This window comes from Actinomycetospora sp., from assembly GCF_036497585.1.
Classification (GTDB): domain Bacteria; phylum Actinomycetota; class Actinomycetes; order Mycobacteriales; family Pseudonocardiaceae; genus Actinomycetospora.
Genome location: NZ_DASXJD010000257.1, coordinates 1 through 14,427 on the forward strand (window position 1 = coordinate 1; position 14,427 = coordinate 14,427).

A 14,427-nucleotide genomic window follows, 5' to 3' on the forward strand; every position below is an offset into this window, starting at 1 on the left:
GCTCGACGACGACAACGGCTCCCGCGCCCACTGGCGCCCGCAGGGCTACTGGACCCCGGGCACGCAGGTGGCGGTCGTCGTCCACCAGCTCGGGGTGGACGACGGCGGCGGCATCTGGGGCGCGGGCGACGTCACCAGCCACTTCACGATCGGCCGGGCGCAGATCGTCAAGGCCGACGTCAACAGCCACGAGATGCTCGTGGTCCGCGACGGGAAGACGGTCATGGACTTCCCGGCCAGCTACGGCCTCGGCTCCGACCCGAACCGGAACACCACCAACGGCGTCCACGTCGTCATGAGCAAGGCGCAGACGGTGCTGATGTCGAACCCGAAGTACGGCTACAACAACGTCCCGGAGCACTGGGCCGTGCGGATCGAGAACAACGGCGAGTTCATCCACGCCAACCCGCTCACCGACGGCGTGCAGGGCTCGGAGAACGTCACGCACGGCTGCGTGAACCTCTCCACCGAGAACGCCCAGCAGTACTTCGACTCCGCGATCTTCGGTGACCCGGTCGAGGTCACCAACAGCCCGGTCCCGCTCTCGCTGGCCGACGGCGACATCGCCGACTGGACCGTGCCGTGGAACCAGTGGGTCACGATGTCGGCCCTGTCCTCGTAGCGGCGGGCGGAGTGATCGTCGTGCTCCGGGCCAGGACGGCCGTCGCCACGATCATGACCGCGATCAGGATCCCGATGAGGACCAGGACCGGGCCGCCCGCCCGGATGCTCTCGCCGAGCACGAGCACGCCCAGCACCGACGCGACGACCGGCTCGCCGACCGTCACGGCCGGCAGCGACGCCGAGAGCGGCCCGGCCCCGAACGCGATCTGCTGCAGGAAGGTGCCACCCGCGACGGCGACGACGAGCACCCAGGTCTCCCAGCCGGTCAGCAGCGGCACGAGACCGGTGGTGAGCAGCGAGACCACGGACTTCGTGAGCACGCCCACGAGGCCGTAGCAGATGCCGGCCGCGGCCGCGAGCAGCGCCGCCCGTCGTGGTCCGCGCCGCCCCCCGGCCCCGACCACACAGGCCGCGGTGACCATCAACAGGACCACCCCCACGGGCAGCCAGTCCACGAACGGTCGGCGGTCCACGCCCGCCGTCGGCTCGCCGACCACGACGAAGAGGGCGAGCGCCACGACGAGCGCGCCCGAGCACCATCGCTGCGTCGTCGTGATCGGACGGCCCGAGTGGCGGGCCTCGAGCGGGAGGGCGAACAGCAGGGTGGACACCAGCAGCGGCTGCACGAGCAGCACGGAGCCGAGCCCCAGCGCCGCCGCCTGGACCACGTAGGCGGCGGTGTCGCCGACGGTGCCGAGCCACCACCGTCGGGACCGGACGAGCCGTGCGACGAGCCGGCCGCCGCGGGCCGCCTCGTCGGGCACCTCGGCGGCCGCTCTGCGCTGCGCCACCGAGGCGGCCGCGAAGAGCAGGGCGGCGAGGAGCGCGAGCACGGCAGCGAGGACGTCCAAGGGCGTGAGGCTAGGGGGCCCTGTCTGAGATGCGCGTGTACGGGCCGACCGGGTGGCTCACGACCACCGTCTCCTCATCCCCTGCTCATCTCCCCGACCCCACGATGTACCGACGAGGGGGAGGGCCGGTCGGTGACGGAGGCGGGGGCGCGGTGGTGGTGACCCGTCCGGACCCGGCGGCCCGCCCGGCACCGCCCCCGCCGTCGTCGGGACCTCCGGCCCGCACCCACCTGCGCCGCCTGCGGCGGGTGCTGACCGCGACGCTGTCGGCCCTCGTCCTGCTGGCGTGCGGTGCCGGGTGGGTGAGCCTGCACGGAGCGAACGGTGCGGACGTCGTCTCGGCGTCGGCGGCGGCGGACGGGGCGCAGAACGTCCTGCTGGTCGGGCTCGACACCCGCACCGACGCACACGGGAACCCGCTGCCGGCCGACCAGCTGGCGGCCCTGCACGCGGGCAGCGGCTCCGACGGGGGCGACAACACCGACACCGTGGTCGTGGTCCACATCCCCGCCGGGGGCGGCGCGGCGACAGCGTTCTCCATCCCGCGGGACTCCTACGTCCAGCTGGCGGGCGACTTCGGCGACCACAAGATCAACACCGCGTACACCTACGGGGAGAACACCGCGCGTCCCCAGCTCTCCGCCCAGGGCCTGACGGGACCCGCGCTGCAGGTCGCCGCCGCCGACGCCGGCGCACGGGAGGCGATCGGCACCGTGCAGCTCCTGACCGGACTGACCATCACCCACTACGCGGCGATCAACCTCGCCGCGTTCGACGCGATCAGCAACGCCGTCGGCGGCGTGCAGGTCTGCCTCGCCGCTGCCACCCAGGACGACTTCTCCGGCGCCGACTTCCCAGCCGGCGTGCAGACGATCGGCGGGGCGGCCGCGCTGGCCTTCGTCCGGCAGCGCCACGGCCTGCCGAACGGCGATCTCGACCGCATCCGACGCCAGCAGGTGTTCATGGCGGCGATGAGCGACAAGCTGCTCTCCGCGGGCACGCTGACCGACCCGGCGGCGCTGGGCGGGATCCTGCAGGCGGTCCAGGATGACGTCGTCCTCGACCAGGGCTGGGATCTGCTCTCGTTCGCCGAGGAAATGCACGGGCTCTCGGCGGGGGCGATCACCTTCCGCACCGTGCCCACCGGCTCGACGGACCTGCAGACCCCGGAGGACGGCACTGCGGTGGCGATCGATCCGACGCAGGTCGAGGCGTTCGTCCAGAACACGATCGACCCGGCCCCGCCGCCCACGACCACCGCCCCACCGCCACCCCCGCAAGCGCCCGTGCACCCCGACGGCTCGGTGGACAGCGTCGAGGTGCTCAACGGCTCCGGGCAGGGCGGCGCCGCGGCCACTGCCCTGGACGCCCTCACCGCGGTCGGGTTCTCCCCGGCCGACACCGGCGACGCCGACGCCCGGCCGAGCACCACGATCGCCTACGCCCCCTCGGACCAGGTGGATGCCGTGGCCGCCCGGGCGGTGCTCGGCCCCGGCACCGTCCTGGGCCCGGACGCCCAGCTCTCCCCCGGGCAGCTGCACATCACGCTCGGGACCGACCACGCCGGGGTGGCCGGCTTCTCCGGGGCGGGCGCGGGGCCGGGCTCGCCTCCCCCGGCCCCGCCTCCGCCGCCGATCAGCGCGGCGACGCTCCCGTGCATCGATTAGGTGCCCTCCGGGCTCGTGAACACCAATCCGCCCTATGACACGGATTACTGCTCACGAGCGCGGAGCGCACCCAGGTGCTCGAACACCTCGCCGACCACCTCGTGCAGCGCCGTCAGGTCGCGCGACCCGCCGTCGGACCAGCGCTGCACCGCCACGCGCACCCCGGCCATCACCACCGCGGCCACCAGCGCCGGGTACAGCCCGACGGGACGTTCCGCGCCGTCGTCGTCGAGCCCCGCGTCGGGGACCTCCTCCCCCACGCGCTCGGCGATCGCCACCGCCAGCGCCTGCTCGGTCGCCGCGTACGCCGCGAGCTGGTGGGGCAGCAGCGCCGTGCTGCGGCGCATCATCTGCAGGGCCTCGCGCCGCTCGCCGCTGACGAGGTCGTCGACGAAGGCGTGCACCGCCGCCTGCAGTGCGGTCAGCGGGCTCTCCGCCGCGGGACGGGCGGTGAGCTCGTCGACGAGCATCTCCCCGCGGGCCGCGTCCCCCGCGACCACGGCCTCCTCCTTGCTGGAGAAGTAGTTGAAGAAGGTACGCAGGGAGACGTCGGCGGCGTCGGCGATCTGCTCGACGGTGACGTTCTCGACGCCGTGCTCGAGCGAGAGCCGGACCGCGGCCCGACTCAGGGCGGCGCGGGTGGCCTGCTTCTTGCGCTCCCGCCGGCCGACCGTCACCGGCGCAGTGTCCTCCGCGTGGTGTCGGGGGACGGTCACGGTGCTCATCGGGTCACCGCGGGCAGGATCTCGGTGGTGGCGTCGAGGACCGTGGTGTCGGTGATCGCGCGGTGCCGGCCGGTGGGGGCGTCACCGGCCAGGGCGACGTCGCGCCGCTGCGGGCCGGTCGCCCCGCCGAGCAGCTCGACGTGCGGGGTGCCCCGCCACTGCGCGGCGAGCAGGTGCGGCACGCCGTCACCGTCGACGGCGATCCGGTAGCGGCCCTCGTCGTCGGCGACGCTGCGGGCGAGCTGGTGCCCGCCCCGGTCGATGAGGGTGAGCACCGCACCGGGCGCGGGACGGCCCTGGACGCGCACCGTGCCGTCGAGCGCGGCGCCCTCGAGCGGGCGCTCCGGGACGCGGCCCGGCTCCGCGGCGACATGCAGTGGTCGCCGTCCCGGCCGGGTCGGAACCGGACTCGACGTCGATCGTCTGGCGCAGCGGGACCTCCCGCAGGAAGAGGATCGCGAGCAGCGCGACGAGCGCCAGCGGGGTCGCGACCAGGAACATCAGGGCCACGGAGTCGCCGTAGGCGTTCTCGACGATGCCGCGGATGGCCGCGGGCAGCGTGGCCAGGTTCGGGATCTGGCCGCCCGACGACGACGTGGCCGAGGCCGGGATGCCGGCCGCGGTGAGCCCGGAGGTGATGGCCGCGGAGACGTGGCTGGAGAGCAGGGCGCCGAGGGCCGCGACACCGGCCGCACCGCCGAGGGAGCGGAAGAACGCGACGGTCGAGCTGGCCGCGCCCATGTCGCGCAGGGCGACCTGGTTCTGGACGGCGAGCACGAGGTTCTGCTGGGTGGACCCCACGCCGATCCCGACCATCGCCATGGCGACGGCGAGCTCCCAGTAGGAGGTGTTCGCGCTCATGACCAGGCCCTGGAGCAGCAGCCCGGCGACGAGCAGCACCCCGCCGCCGACCAGGTACGGCTTCCACCGCCCGTACCGCGAGATCAGCTGGCCGACGACGGTGGACGCGAGGAACAGTCCGGCGATCATGGGCAGGGTCAGCAGGCCGGCCTCGGTGGCGCTGGCGCCGCGGGCGAGCTGGAAGAACTGGCTCAGGAAGACCGAGGAGCCGAACATCGCGACGCCGACGAAGAGGGCGGCGACGGTCGCGAGGGCGACGGTGCGGTTGCGGAAGAGCGCCAGCGGGACGATCGGCTCCTTCGCGCGGGACTCGACCACGACGGCCAGGACGAGCGCGACGACGCCGGCGGCGAGCCAGGCCAGCGATCCCCAGGAGATCCAGGCGAAGTTCTTCCCGCCGAGCGAGGTCCAGATCAGCAGCGCCGAGACACCGCCGGCGACGAGCAGCGCGCCGAGGTAGTCGATGTGCACCTCGCGCTTGATCGTGGGCACCGTCAGGGTCCGCTGCAGGACGACGAGGGCGATCACCGCGATCGGGACGGTGACGTAGAAGCACCAGCGCCAGCCGATGGTGTCGACGATGACCCCGCCGATCAGCGGGCCGCCGACGGTCGCGACGGCCATGATCGCGCCGAGGTAGCCGGAGTACCGACCGCGCTCCCGCGGCGGGATGATCGCCGCGATCACGACCTGGGCCAGGGCGGTCAGACCGCCCATGCCCAGGCCCTGCACGACGCGGAAGCCGATGAGCTCCGGCGTCGACGTCGAGAGCCCGGCCAGCATCGTCCCGACGATGAAGACGGTGATCGCGAGCTGGACGAGCAGCTTCTTCGAGAAGAGGTCGGCGAGCTTGCCCCAGATCGGGGTGGAGGCCGTCATGGCCAGCAGGGACGCGGTGACGACCCAGGTGTACTGGGCCTGGGTGCCGCCCAGCTCGCCGAGGATGCGCGGCAGGGCGTTGGACACGATCGTCGAGGACAGGATCGCGACGAACAGGGCCATCAGCAGGCCCGAGAGCGGCACGAGCACGGCGCTCTTGGCGGTGGGTGCGGGCGCGGTCATGGGAGTCCGGCTTTCACGAGGTGGTGAGCGATACGGGCTCGCGGGGGTCTCCCCGCCGCGGCTCCACCCACGCTACTCGTTCATGCACGGCGTGCAAGTTTGCGTGATGTGCTCTCATGCACAACGCGCAAGGCGCTGACACGGCGTGGAGCAGGGCGCTCAGCGTGTGGCCGGTGTAGTCGATCCGGAGGTCGGCCGTGGCGAGCGCAGCGCGGACCCCGCCGAGTGCCCGGTCCGGGTCGGCCATCCAGTACGTGTCCTCGCGGCGCACCAGCAGGCGGTCGAGGAACCCCATCGCGGCGCGGTGCGAGTCGGCGTAGCGCCGCGCCCGGGGGCGGTCGCCGAGGTCCTCGGCCAGCCGCCAGGCCGCGCCGACCCCCTCGGCGACGAACCCGGTGAGCACGGTGGGGGCGCGCGAGCCGAGGTCGACGAGGTAGCTCCCGTCGGCGCGGAACTGCCGCTCGACCATCCAGTCGGCGAGCTCGCCCCGCGCCCTACTCTGCGACAGAGAACTCCAGACGGGACTTGCGAGAACCTCTAGATCGAGCTATAACTATCCCCGTCAGTCACCACGAGGTAGCAGTACGGTGATGGAAGGAGACCTGTCGTGCTGCTGAACTACGACCCCTTCGACGCGTTCCGTTCGCTCGACCGCCTCACCGGCTCGCACGGCCAGCCGGGCACCGGGATGCCGATGGACCTCTACAGCACCGGGGAGCACGTCGTCGCCACCTTCGACGTGCCGGGGGTGGACCCGGGCTCGATCGACATCTCGGTCGAGGGCAACACCGTGACCGTCAGCGCCGAGCGCACCGCCCCCGGCGACGTCGGGGAGTGGATGATCGCCGAGCGCCCCCGCGGGCACTACAGCCGCCGGCTGACGATGGGTCGCGATCTCGACCTGGACAAGCTGCACGCCTCGTACGTCGACGGGGTGCTGTCGCTGACGATCCCGGTCGCCGAGAAGGCCAAGCCGCGCCGGGTCGCCGTCGAGCACGCCCGCGCCCCGCGCACGATCGAGACCGGCGCCGAGCACGAGACCGCGGGCGCCGCGGACTGACTTCCCATCCGGATACAGCAGTACGAGGAGGTGGTGTCCCCGTCCCCGTGACGACGATGACCGGGGCCGCGCCCTCACGGGCCGGCTCGTGCTGAACCACTCTGGAGGACCGAGCGGGGCGGGTCGTGAGGACCCGCCCCGTTCGGCGTGCCCGCAGCACGGCCCCCGGGACGAGCAGGAGGACCATGGCGCTGGACCACCTCGACGACCGTGACCACCCGACCTACGGCATGGGCCAGGCCGCCGAGCTGCTCGACGTCCCGCAAGCGTTCCTGCGCAGCCTCGACGCCGCCGGCCTGATCACCCCGGCCCGCTCCGAGGGCGGCCACCGGCGCTACTCGCGCAACCAGCTCGACCGCGTCGCCGCCCTCCGCGCCCTCGCCGACGAGGGCCACACCCTGGCCAGCGCCGACGAGATCCTCGACCTGCGCGCCGATCTCGACTCCGAGCGGGCCCGCCACGCCGAGGCCGTCGACGAACGCGACGAGGCCCGACGCGAGCGCGACTCCGCGCTCGAGGAACGCGACTCCGCCCGCCGCGAGCGCGACGATGCCCGCGACGCCCTGCCCGACGACGGGGGCTGACGCCCGCTCCGATCAGGTGCCGGCGTCGAGCCGCGCGGCGATGTCGCGCAGGTGGTGCCGGCCCTCGTGGGCGGCCTGCCGGGCGAGCCAGAGCGCGCTGCGCCGCTCGCCGGGGTACCGGTGCACCACGCGACCCCACCCGTCCTCGTCGACCCGGTCCAGCTCGGCGAGGAACCCGCCGACGTGCGCAGCGAGCTGGTCGACCGCCGGGCCGAGGTCGGCATGGGCGTAGTCGAAGCGGCGGGCCCGGAGGTCGTTGAACATCGGCTCGAGGGGCGGGTCGTCCTCGGTGCGGGCGCGATGGAGCCGGATGGTGAAGACGGCGTAGACGTCGCGCAGGTGGCAGAGGTACTCCGCCGCGGACCACGAGCCGTCCGCGCCCACGACGCGCCACGCCCCGTCGTCGTGGGCGTCGAGCAGGTCGCGCGCCTGCCGCGGGACGTCGACGACGACCGCGCGGACGTCGTCGACGGTCGTCGCGGCGAAGTCCATCGGGCAGTCGGCGCAGACGTGGTCCTCCGCCGCGAGCGGCGGGACGGAGGGCGGGTGCAGCGGGCTCAGCGGAACGACCCGTCGCCGGTGTCCACGCCACCCTTCGGCACCGACGCCACCTGGGAGGCGACGACGACGGGCGCGACGTAGCCGGGGGAGGCGTAGCGCCAGCAGTTCGCGGCGGCGTCCCAGTACCGGCCGACGTAGCGGTGCCCGTCGCCGTGGGAGCCGTAGCCCGGGGGCAGGGTCGGCGGGAAGGTGATCGTGTAGGTGCCATTGGACCCGTTGGCGGTGCTCGACGTCGACGACGTGCTGGACGTGCTCGAGGTGGAGGACGTGCTCGACGTGGACGAGGTGCTCGAGGTCGAGGACGTGCTGCTCGTGGACGACGTGCTCGAGTCGGCGGCGCCCACCGCGTCCGAGAGCACCTGCGGGATCGGCGGCGCCGGCGTCTCCGTGCGGACCTGGGCGGCCGCGACACCCGAGGCCACCAGACCGGTGAGCAGCACTCCGGCCACCACGGCTCCGACCCTCTTCACGGCTGCGCGCCGTCCTCGCTCCATTGCACACCTACGTCCTCGTGAGGCTTGACCGTCCGTGCTCTGTCGCGGATGTCGCGGTCGCTGTTAGCAACGACCCTCCGCCATCGGCGGTACTGGCTGCCTCCGACCGGCGTCGGGGGAGGAGCCCATGAGGCGGCGGCTCCGCGCCTACCTATCCGATGCGACGCTCCACCCCAGCCCCGCTCCGCCGAGCGAACCAGACAAATCGACGGGCCGCTGTCGGACCCCGTCAGTACCCTCGCGGCCGTCCCACCGCTCGAGTGCCGGGAGCACGCATGGACGTGGCGATCGAGGTCGCCGGACTGGTCAAGCGCTACGGCGATCTCACCGCCCTTGACGGGGTCGATCTCCGGGTCCCGCGTGGCACCGTGCTCGGCCTGCTGGGGCCCAACGGTGCGGGCAAGACGACGATCGTCCGCATCCTCACCACGCTGCTCCGGCCCGACGCGGGGCGCGCGAGCATCGACGGCGTCGATGTCCTGGCGAAACCGCGGGAGGTGCGGAAACGTCTGGGGCTCTCCGGTCAGTACGCGGCGGTCGACGAGTACCTCACGGGCTTCGAGAACCTCGACATGATCGGGCGGCTCTACCACCTGGGCCGGAAGCGCAGCCGCGAGAGGGCCCGCGAGCTCCTCGCGCAGTTCAGCCTCACCGAGGCAGCCGACCGGCCGACCCGGACCTACTCCGGCGGCATGCGTCGGCGGCTCGACCTCGCCGGCGCCCTCGTCGCCGCTCCCCCGGTGCTCTTCCTCGATGAGCCCACCACCGGCCTCGATCCGCGCAGCCGCACCGAGATGTGGGGCGTCATCCAGCGGCTCGTCGCCGACGGCACCACGCTGCTGCTCACCACCCAGTACCTCGAGGAGGCCGACGTGCTCGCCGACGACATCGTCGTCATCGACCGCGGCCGCGCCATCGCCCGCGGCACCTCCGACCAGCTCAAGGCCCAGATCGGCGGCGAGCGCCTCGAGCTGACCGTGAGCGACGCCGGGCGGCTCGGCGAGGCCCTGGAGCTCGTGACCCCGCTGGGCGTCGCGCCCCCGGTCGCCGACGAGCACCGCCGGTCCCTGACGATGCCCGTGACCGGCGGGGTCAAGGCGCTCCGCCAGGCGCTCGACCACCTCGAGGCCGCGGGGCTCGACGTCGATGACGCCGGGGTGCGCCGCCCGACCCTCGACGACGTCTTCCTCACCCTCACCGGCAGCACCGCCGGTGACGACGAGGAGGCGGGCGCGGCGTGATCACCGTCGACGTCGTCGGCGACGCGGCCGTCGTCGCCAAGCGCAACCTCATCAAGATCAAGCGGGTGCCCGACCTGCTGGTCTTCACCACACTCTCGCCGATCATGTTCGTGCTGCTGTTCGCGTACGTCTTCGGCGGCGCGATCGACCCGAGCGGCGGCGGCGCGGCCTACCGCGAGTTCCTCATCGCCGGGATCTTCGCCCAGACCGTGGTGTTCGGGGCGACCAACACCGGTGCCGGGCTCGCGGACGACGTCAAGAAGGGCATCGTCGACCGGTTCCGCTCGCTGCCGATGGCGCCGTCGGCGGTCCTCACCGGACGGACGCTGTCCGACGTCGTCAACAACGTGATCGTCCTGGTCGTCATGTCGATCACCGGGCTGATCGTCGGCTGGCGCATCCACACCGGGCCGCTCGAGGCGCTGTGGGGCTTCGTCCTGCTGCTGATCTTCGCCTACGCGATCTCGTGGATCATGGCCTGGCTCGGCCTGCTCATCCCGAGCCCCGAGGTGATCAACAACGCCTCGTTCATCGTGATCTTCCCGCTGACGTTCGTGGCGAACACGTTCGTCCCGCTCGACACGCTGCCCGGCCCGCTGCGGGTGTTCGCCGAGTGGAACCCGGTCTCGTCGGTCACCCAGGCCGCGCGCGAGCTGTTCGGCAACCCGGCCCCGAACCCGTCCGCGGCGACCTCGACCGCCTGGTCCCTCGAGCACGCCCAGCTCTACACGCTGATCTGGGCGGTGCTCGTGGTGGCGGTGTTCGCCCCGCTCGCGGCGGCCCAGTACCGCCGGGCGGCCAGCCGGTGAGCCCGGATCAGACCTTGGCTGCGTAGACGATCGTCTGGCCGAGGTAGTTGTGGGCGCTGCGGTCGAGCGTGCCGCGGCAGGTGATGAGCCGGAGTTGCGGGTCCTTGGTGTCGGAGTACACCGCGGCCGTCGGGAACTCGGCCTTGGGCACCGTCTCCGTCCTCGTCACCGCGAAGGTCACCGGACCCGACGGCGCCGTGACGGTGATCTTGTCGCCGGTCGCGAGGGTGTGGAAGTCGGCGCCGAAGCCCGGCTTGCCGTTGGCGTTGATGTGCGCGAGCACGACGGCGGGTCCGACCTGCCCGGGCATCGGGCCCTTGGTGTAGACGCCGGCCTGCATCGGGTCGGCCAGCGGCGGGACCTGGATCGACTTGTCCGCGTTGAGTCCCAGCCCGACGAGCGGCGACGACTCGTTCAGCTTCGGGATCGTGAGCGTGTAGCCGGAGACCGGGCCGGCGTTGCTCTGCTGACCCGTGGCGAGGGAGTCGGCGGCGCCGCCGGTGTCGGAGCCGCACGCGGTGGCGAGGAGCGTGAGCAGGGCCGCGATGACGACGGCGGCCGCGAGGCGAAGACGGCTCATCTCAATTCCCCCCGGTCTGGGCCGAGCCCTCGGGCACCTCGGTGACCTGGTCCCCGGACGTCGTGGCCTCGGTGCCGTCGTCACCTGCGGTGGTCACCGCCGTGTCGGGGTTGTCCCCGTCGTCGGAGAGGGACTCGCAGGCGACGCCGTTGTGGTTCTCGTCGAGCCGATCGGCGTTGTTGCTCGCCGAGCCCCCGATCGACTCGAAGTACTGCTGGGCTTCCTTCTGCGTGGCGAAGTCGCCGCAGTCCCGGTCACCCGGGGGCCGGCCGGGTCGATCGGGCGGGTTGTGGGAGCTGTCGCCGCCGGGCCCCTTCCCCGGGGGCCTGCCGTACCCGGGCGGAGGCGGTGGGGTCGAGCGGGTCGACGACGACGGCGTGGTCGGCGAACTGGTCGGAGTGGTGGTGGTGGTGCTGGTGGTCGTCGGCGGGGTCGTCGTCGTGCCGCCGGGCGGTGGTGGATCCGTGGCCTGCGCGGAGGCCGGGCCGGCGACGAGCAGGACGCTCGCAGCAACGGCGACGATCAGTGGACGCACGCGTGATGCCGAGATCACGTGGCAGCTCCCCCCGGAACAGCGAGGTCGACCGACCTCTCATCACGGGAGAATGTCACATCGGTCACGGAACCGTCACAGCGGATCTGAGGGTCGATTCCGTGCCGCCACTGGTGCCAACGCACAGTGAGAGTCTCACGCCGATCTTAGGCTTCTCAGGTGGCCGCGGTTGCGCCTGATCTTCGACGCTCTCACCCTCGGTGACCCAGGGCGCGACCGAGGAGGCGGACGATGGCGGACCAGGCGAAGTTGATGAGGCAGCTCGGTGAGGTGTGGGAGACCGGCCGCGTCGACGAGGTCGACGACCTCCTCCCCGAGGACGTCACCTATCACCTGGCCGGGTTCCCCGACATGGACCGGGCCGGCCTGAAGCAGTTCATGGCCGGCTTCCACCGGTCGTTCCCCGACTTCTCCGTCACCGTCGAGGAGGACCTCGTCGACGGCGAGCGCAGCGCGCACCGGTGGCACTGCTCGGCGACGTTCTCCGGAGAAGGCGGGCTCCTGCCCGGTCAGCCGACGGGTCAACGGACCCAGGCGACCGGCACGCACGTGTTCCACATCCGGGACGGCCGTCCGGCCGAGATCTGGCACTTCGGCGACTGGTTGGGCTGGCTACAGGGCGCCGGCGTCATCCCTCCGCTCGGCTGAGCGATCGGGTGCCGGACGACCGTCGCCGTGGGGACGCGAACCACCCGTGATGCCGCGGCAACCCGGGTAGCCCCGCTCCATGACCCAGCTCCCCGACACCGAGCGCACCCCCCGCGTGACCCTCACCGAGGGCGGGCCGATCCTCGTCGAGGGACCGGTCGAGCTCGAGACCCCCGACGGCGAGATCGTCCGCTCCGAGCGGCCCGTCGTCGCGGTGTGCGCGTGCCGGCGCAGCAAGCGCTACCCGTTCTGCGACACGAGCCACCGCCGCAAGGTCCGTCAGACGGCCTACGCCACGCGCAACAACGACGACGACCCGGCGTCCCACGACCGCACCAGGTGATCCGCGAGCCGGTCCTCGAGCAGGGTGGAGGCCTGGATGCCGAACACGATGTCCGCGGCCAGCTCCGGCTCCCGCGCCACCAGATCGGCCAGCAGCCCGCGGCGGACGAGCTGCTCGTGCACCGCGTCGGCCTCGACGTGCTCGGCGTAGAACGCGGTCGCCGCCTCGGGCAGCCCGAGACGCTGCATCGCCTTGACCAGCCGCGCCGACCCCGGTGACGAGGTCACCTCGACCAACGCGAACTGCCCCACCGACGCTCCCCGCCACCGCCGGTGCAGCCCGAACAGCGACATGACGTTCACCGTCGCCAGCGTGATCGCGGGAGCCAGTTCGAGGTAGGCGTGGTACGAGGAGTCCAGCCCCAGCTCGTCCATCATCGAGGCGAAGATCGTCGCGTGGACCCGGTCGCCGCGGCCGGCCCCGAACTCGTCGTGCTCCACCGTCACCAGCGACGCCTTCGCCTGACCGTCGAGCCGCGGGATCACCCACGCCTGCGGGTCGGCCTCCTTGAGGTGGTAGATCGACCGCAGGACGATGTACTCGCGCAGCTCCCACAGCTCGCCGTCCTGGGCCATCCGCCACGACGGCCCGGTGCCCTCCACCGGCTCGACCAGCAGCGCGTCGATGGCACCCTGGACGTCGTCGCCACCCTCGACCTCCGCCTGCAGCGCGGCGAGGAACGGCTGCTCCAACGAACGGCGCAGCGCCAGCAGGTCGGGGTCCCACTCCAGCTCCGGGTCGACCCCGGGGAAACCGCGGTAGTGCAGCTCGTAGCAGAGGTAGAGGGCGAGCTGCAGGTCGTCGCCGTAGGGGTCGATCCCCGACGACGGGTGCGGCAGGTCGCTCGCCGCGCGCTCGCCGGCGAACACCTCGAGGACGGCGCCCGAGACGGGGCCGCGGGCATGCGGCAGGGCCGCAGCGTCACGCCGCTCGGGCGGGTGGACGTCGAGCACGATCTCTCCTCGGCCTTGGGGACTCCCCACGGCTCCGGGACCGCGGTGACAACGCGGTTACCCGACCGGCCCCGACGAGACCCGAGTGCCTCGTCACGGCCGGAGCAGCGCGTGGGTGCCGCAACCTGCGGGTAACACGACCCGGAGATCGTCCCCACGGTTGAGGCTCCAGCTGCTCGAAGGGGACCCCCGGCACCCAGGTGTGCCCGTCGCCCCCTCTCGTGGTTCCTGAAGCGAGGAGCACCGCTGTGACCATCGAACGTCTGCCTGCGCCCGCGCCCCTCACCACCGAGCCTGCCGTCGCCAACGGCCGCCGTCCACACCTGCCGGTGCTGTGCGGCCCCGGCGTCTACCCGGCCCAGCGCGACACCTGGCTGCTCGCCGACGTCCTCCGCCAGGAATTGCTGGACTCCCCGCCGCACCGCGTCCTCGAACTGTGCTCCGGCGCCGGGGCGCTCGCGCTGGTCGCGGCCGGGTTCCCGGGGTCCGACGTCACCGCCGTCGACTGCTCCCGCAAGGCCCTGGCCTGCACCTGGATCAACGCGCGGCGCAACCGACGACGGGTGCGGGTGCGGCACGGCGACCTGACCGCACCCGTCGTCGGGAACTCCTACGACCTCGTCGTCGCGAACCCGCCGTACGTCCCGGCCGACGACGACGCGCTGCCCACGCGCGGCGTCATGCGGGCGTTCGACGGCGGGCTGGACGGGCGGGTCGTACTCGACCGGGTCTGCGAGGAGGCCCCGGCCGTGCTCGCACCCGGCGGCCGGCTACTGATGGTGCACTCGGCGATCAACGGGGTGGAGACGAC

The 14,427-nt window shown here is 72.8% G+C and carries 19 protein-coding genes; 9 read left to right on the plus strand and 10 right to left on the minus strand.

The annotated features are described in order from the left end of the window. A partial coding sequence (locus tag VGH76_RS26625) for a L,D-transpeptidase (RefSeq protein WP_331559789.1) occupies positions 1–622 on the plus strand: 622 nt, incomplete at its 5' end. On the opposite strand, the gene VGH76_RS26630 is transcribed toward VGH76_RS26625, so the two are convergent. Beyond that, positions 597–1,475, minus strand: a complete 879-nt coding sequence (locus VGH76_RS26630; RefSeq protein ID WP_331559790.1) for a DMT family transporter — start codon at positions 1,473–1,475, stop codon at positions 597–599. The two genes, VGH76_RS26625 and VGH76_RS26630, sit on opposite strands and share 26 nt — an antisense overlap. Before the next feature lie 152 nt (positions 1,476–1,627). Between VGH76_RS26630 and VGH76_RS26635 the strand changes: the two genes are divergently transcribed. Then, positions 1,628–3,142, plus strand: a complete 1,515-nt coding sequence (locus VGH76_RS26635; protein WP_331559791.1) for an LCP family protein — start codon at positions 1,628–1,630, stop codon at positions 3,140–3,142. Between the two features lie 44 nt (positions 3,143–3,186). Here VGH76_RS26635 and VGH76_RS26640 read toward each other — a convergent pair whose 3' ends face one another. From VGH76_RS26640 to VGH76_RS26655, 4 genes are read right to left on the minus strand one after another with little or no spacing between them, the layout of a single operon-like run. After that, complete coding sequence (locus VGH76_RS26640; protein WP_331559792.1) at positions 3,187–3,867, minus strand: TetR/AcrR family transcriptional regulator; 681 nt, start codon at positions 3,865–3,867, stop codon at positions 3,187–3,189. After that, positions 3,864–4,049, minus strand: a complete 186-nt coding sequence (locus VGH76_RS26645) for a hypothetical protein (protein ID WP_331559793.1) — start codon at positions 4,047–4,049, stop codon at positions 3,864–3,866. Before VGH76_RS26645 ends, VGH76_RS26640 begins: the two co-directional genes overlap by 4 nt. Before the next feature lie 4 nt (positions 4,050–4,053). Further along, on the minus strand, positions 4,054–5,790 hold the full coding sequence (locus tag VGH76_RS26650) for an MDR family MFS transporter (RefSeq protein ID WP_331559794.1): 1,737 nt from the start codon (positions 5,788–5,790) through the stop codon (positions 4,054–4,056). Between the two features lie 13 nt (positions 5,791–5,803). Then, on the minus strand, positions 5,804–6,259 hold the full coding sequence (locus VGH76_RS26655) for a hypothetical protein (protein WP_331559795.1): 456 nt from the start codon (positions 6,257–6,259) through the stop codon (positions 5,804–5,806). Positions 6,260–6,397: 138 nt separating this feature from the next. On the opposite strand from VGH76_RS26655, the gene VGH76_RS26660 reads away from it, so the two are divergent. After that, positions 6,398–6,850, plus strand: coding sequence for an HSP20 family small heat-shock protein (locus VGH76_RS26660; RefSeq protein WP_331559796.1), 453 nt, complete (start codon positions 6,398–6,400; stop codon positions 6,848–6,850). A 185-nt stretch (positions 6,851–7,035) separates the two neighbouring features. Next, positions 7,036–7,434, plus strand: a complete 399-nt coding sequence (locus tag VGH76_RS26665) for a MerR family transcriptional regulator (protein WP_331559797.1) — start codon at positions 7,036–7,038, stop codon at positions 7,432–7,434. Between the two features lie 12 nt (positions 7,435–7,446). On the opposite strand, the gene VGH76_RS26670 is transcribed toward VGH76_RS26665, so the two are convergent. Both VGH76_RS26670 and VGH76_RS26675 read right to left on the minus strand, forming a co-directional pair. Then, positions 7,447–7,926, minus strand: coding sequence for a DinB family protein (locus tag VGH76_RS26670; RefSeq protein ID WP_331559798.1), 480 nt, complete (start codon positions 7,924–7,926; stop codon positions 7,447–7,449). A 65-nt stretch (positions 7,927–7,991) separates the two neighbouring features. Beyond that, a complete protein-coding gene (locus VGH76_RS26675; RefSeq protein ID WP_331559799.1) occupies positions 7,992–8,465 on the minus strand; it encodes a hypothetical protein in 474 nt (157 codons plus the stop codon). 299 nt (positions 8,466–8,764) lie between these two features. On the opposite strand from VGH76_RS26675, the gene VGH76_RS26680 reads away from it, so the two are divergent. Then, complete coding sequence (locus VGH76_RS26680; RefSeq protein WP_331559800.1) at positions 8,765–9,730, plus strand: ATP-binding cassette domain-containing protein; 966 nt, start codon at positions 8,765–8,767, stop codon at positions 9,728–9,730. Continuing rightward, positions 9,727–10,539 carry an ABC transporter permease gene (locus tag VGH76_RS26685; RefSeq protein WP_331559801.1) on the plus strand — a complete coding sequence of 271 codons (813 nt, stop codon included), beginning with the start codon at positions 9,727–9,729 and terminating at the stop codon, positions 10,537–10,539. Before VGH76_RS26680 ends, VGH76_RS26685 begins: the two co-directional genes overlap by 4 nt. A gap of 7 nt (positions 10,540–10,546) precedes the next feature. On the opposite strand, the gene VGH76_RS26690 is transcribed toward VGH76_RS26685, so the two are convergent. Together VGH76_RS26690 and VGH76_RS26695 are read right to left on the minus strand one after the other, a co-directional pair. Then, a complete protein-coding gene (locus VGH76_RS26690) occupies positions 10,547–11,119 on the minus strand; it encodes a sortase domain-bontaining protein (RefSeq protein WP_331559802.1) in 573 nt (190 codons plus the stop codon). A gap of 1 nt (position 11,120) precedes the next feature. Then, positions 11,121–11,672: an excalibur calcium-binding domain-containing protein gene (locus VGH76_RS26695; RefSeq protein ID WP_331559803.1), complete on the minus strand. Its 552-nt coding sequence runs from the start codon at positions 11,670–11,672 to the stop codon at positions 11,121–11,123. A gap of 231 nt (positions 11,673–11,903) precedes the next feature. Here VGH76_RS26695 and VGH76_RS26700 point away from each other — a divergent pair, with 231 nt between their 5' ends. Both VGH76_RS26700 and VGH76_RS26705 read left to right on the plus strand, forming a co-directional pair. Continuing rightward, complete coding sequence (locus tag VGH76_RS26700; RefSeq protein WP_331559804.1) at positions 11,904–12,320, plus strand: ester cyclase; 417 nt, start codon at positions 11,904–11,906, stop codon at positions 12,318–12,320. A gap of 79 nt (positions 12,321–12,399) precedes the next feature. After that, the gene (locus VGH76_RS26705) at positions 12,400–12,663 is read left to right on the plus strand and encodes a CDGSH iron-sulfur domain-containing protein (protein ID WP_331559805.1); all 264 of its coding nucleotides are present in this window, start codon (positions 12,400–12,402) and stop codon (positions 12,661–12,663) included. On the opposite strand, the gene VGH76_RS26710 is transcribed toward VGH76_RS26705, so the two are convergent. Next, on the minus strand, positions 12,609–13,616 hold the full coding sequence (locus tag VGH76_RS26710; RefSeq protein ID WP_331559806.1) for an iron-containing redox enzyme family protein: 1,008 nt from the start codon (positions 13,614–13,616) through the stop codon (positions 12,609–12,611). The two genes, VGH76_RS26705 and VGH76_RS26710, sit on opposite strands and share 55 nt — an antisense overlap. Before the next feature lie 248 nt (positions 13,617–13,864). Here VGH76_RS26710 and VGH76_RS26715 point away from each other — a divergent pair. Next, on the plus strand, positions 13,865–14,427 hold a 563-nt coding region (locus VGH76_RS26715; protein WP_331559807.1), incomplete at its 3' end, for a HemK2/MTQ2 family protein methyltransferase.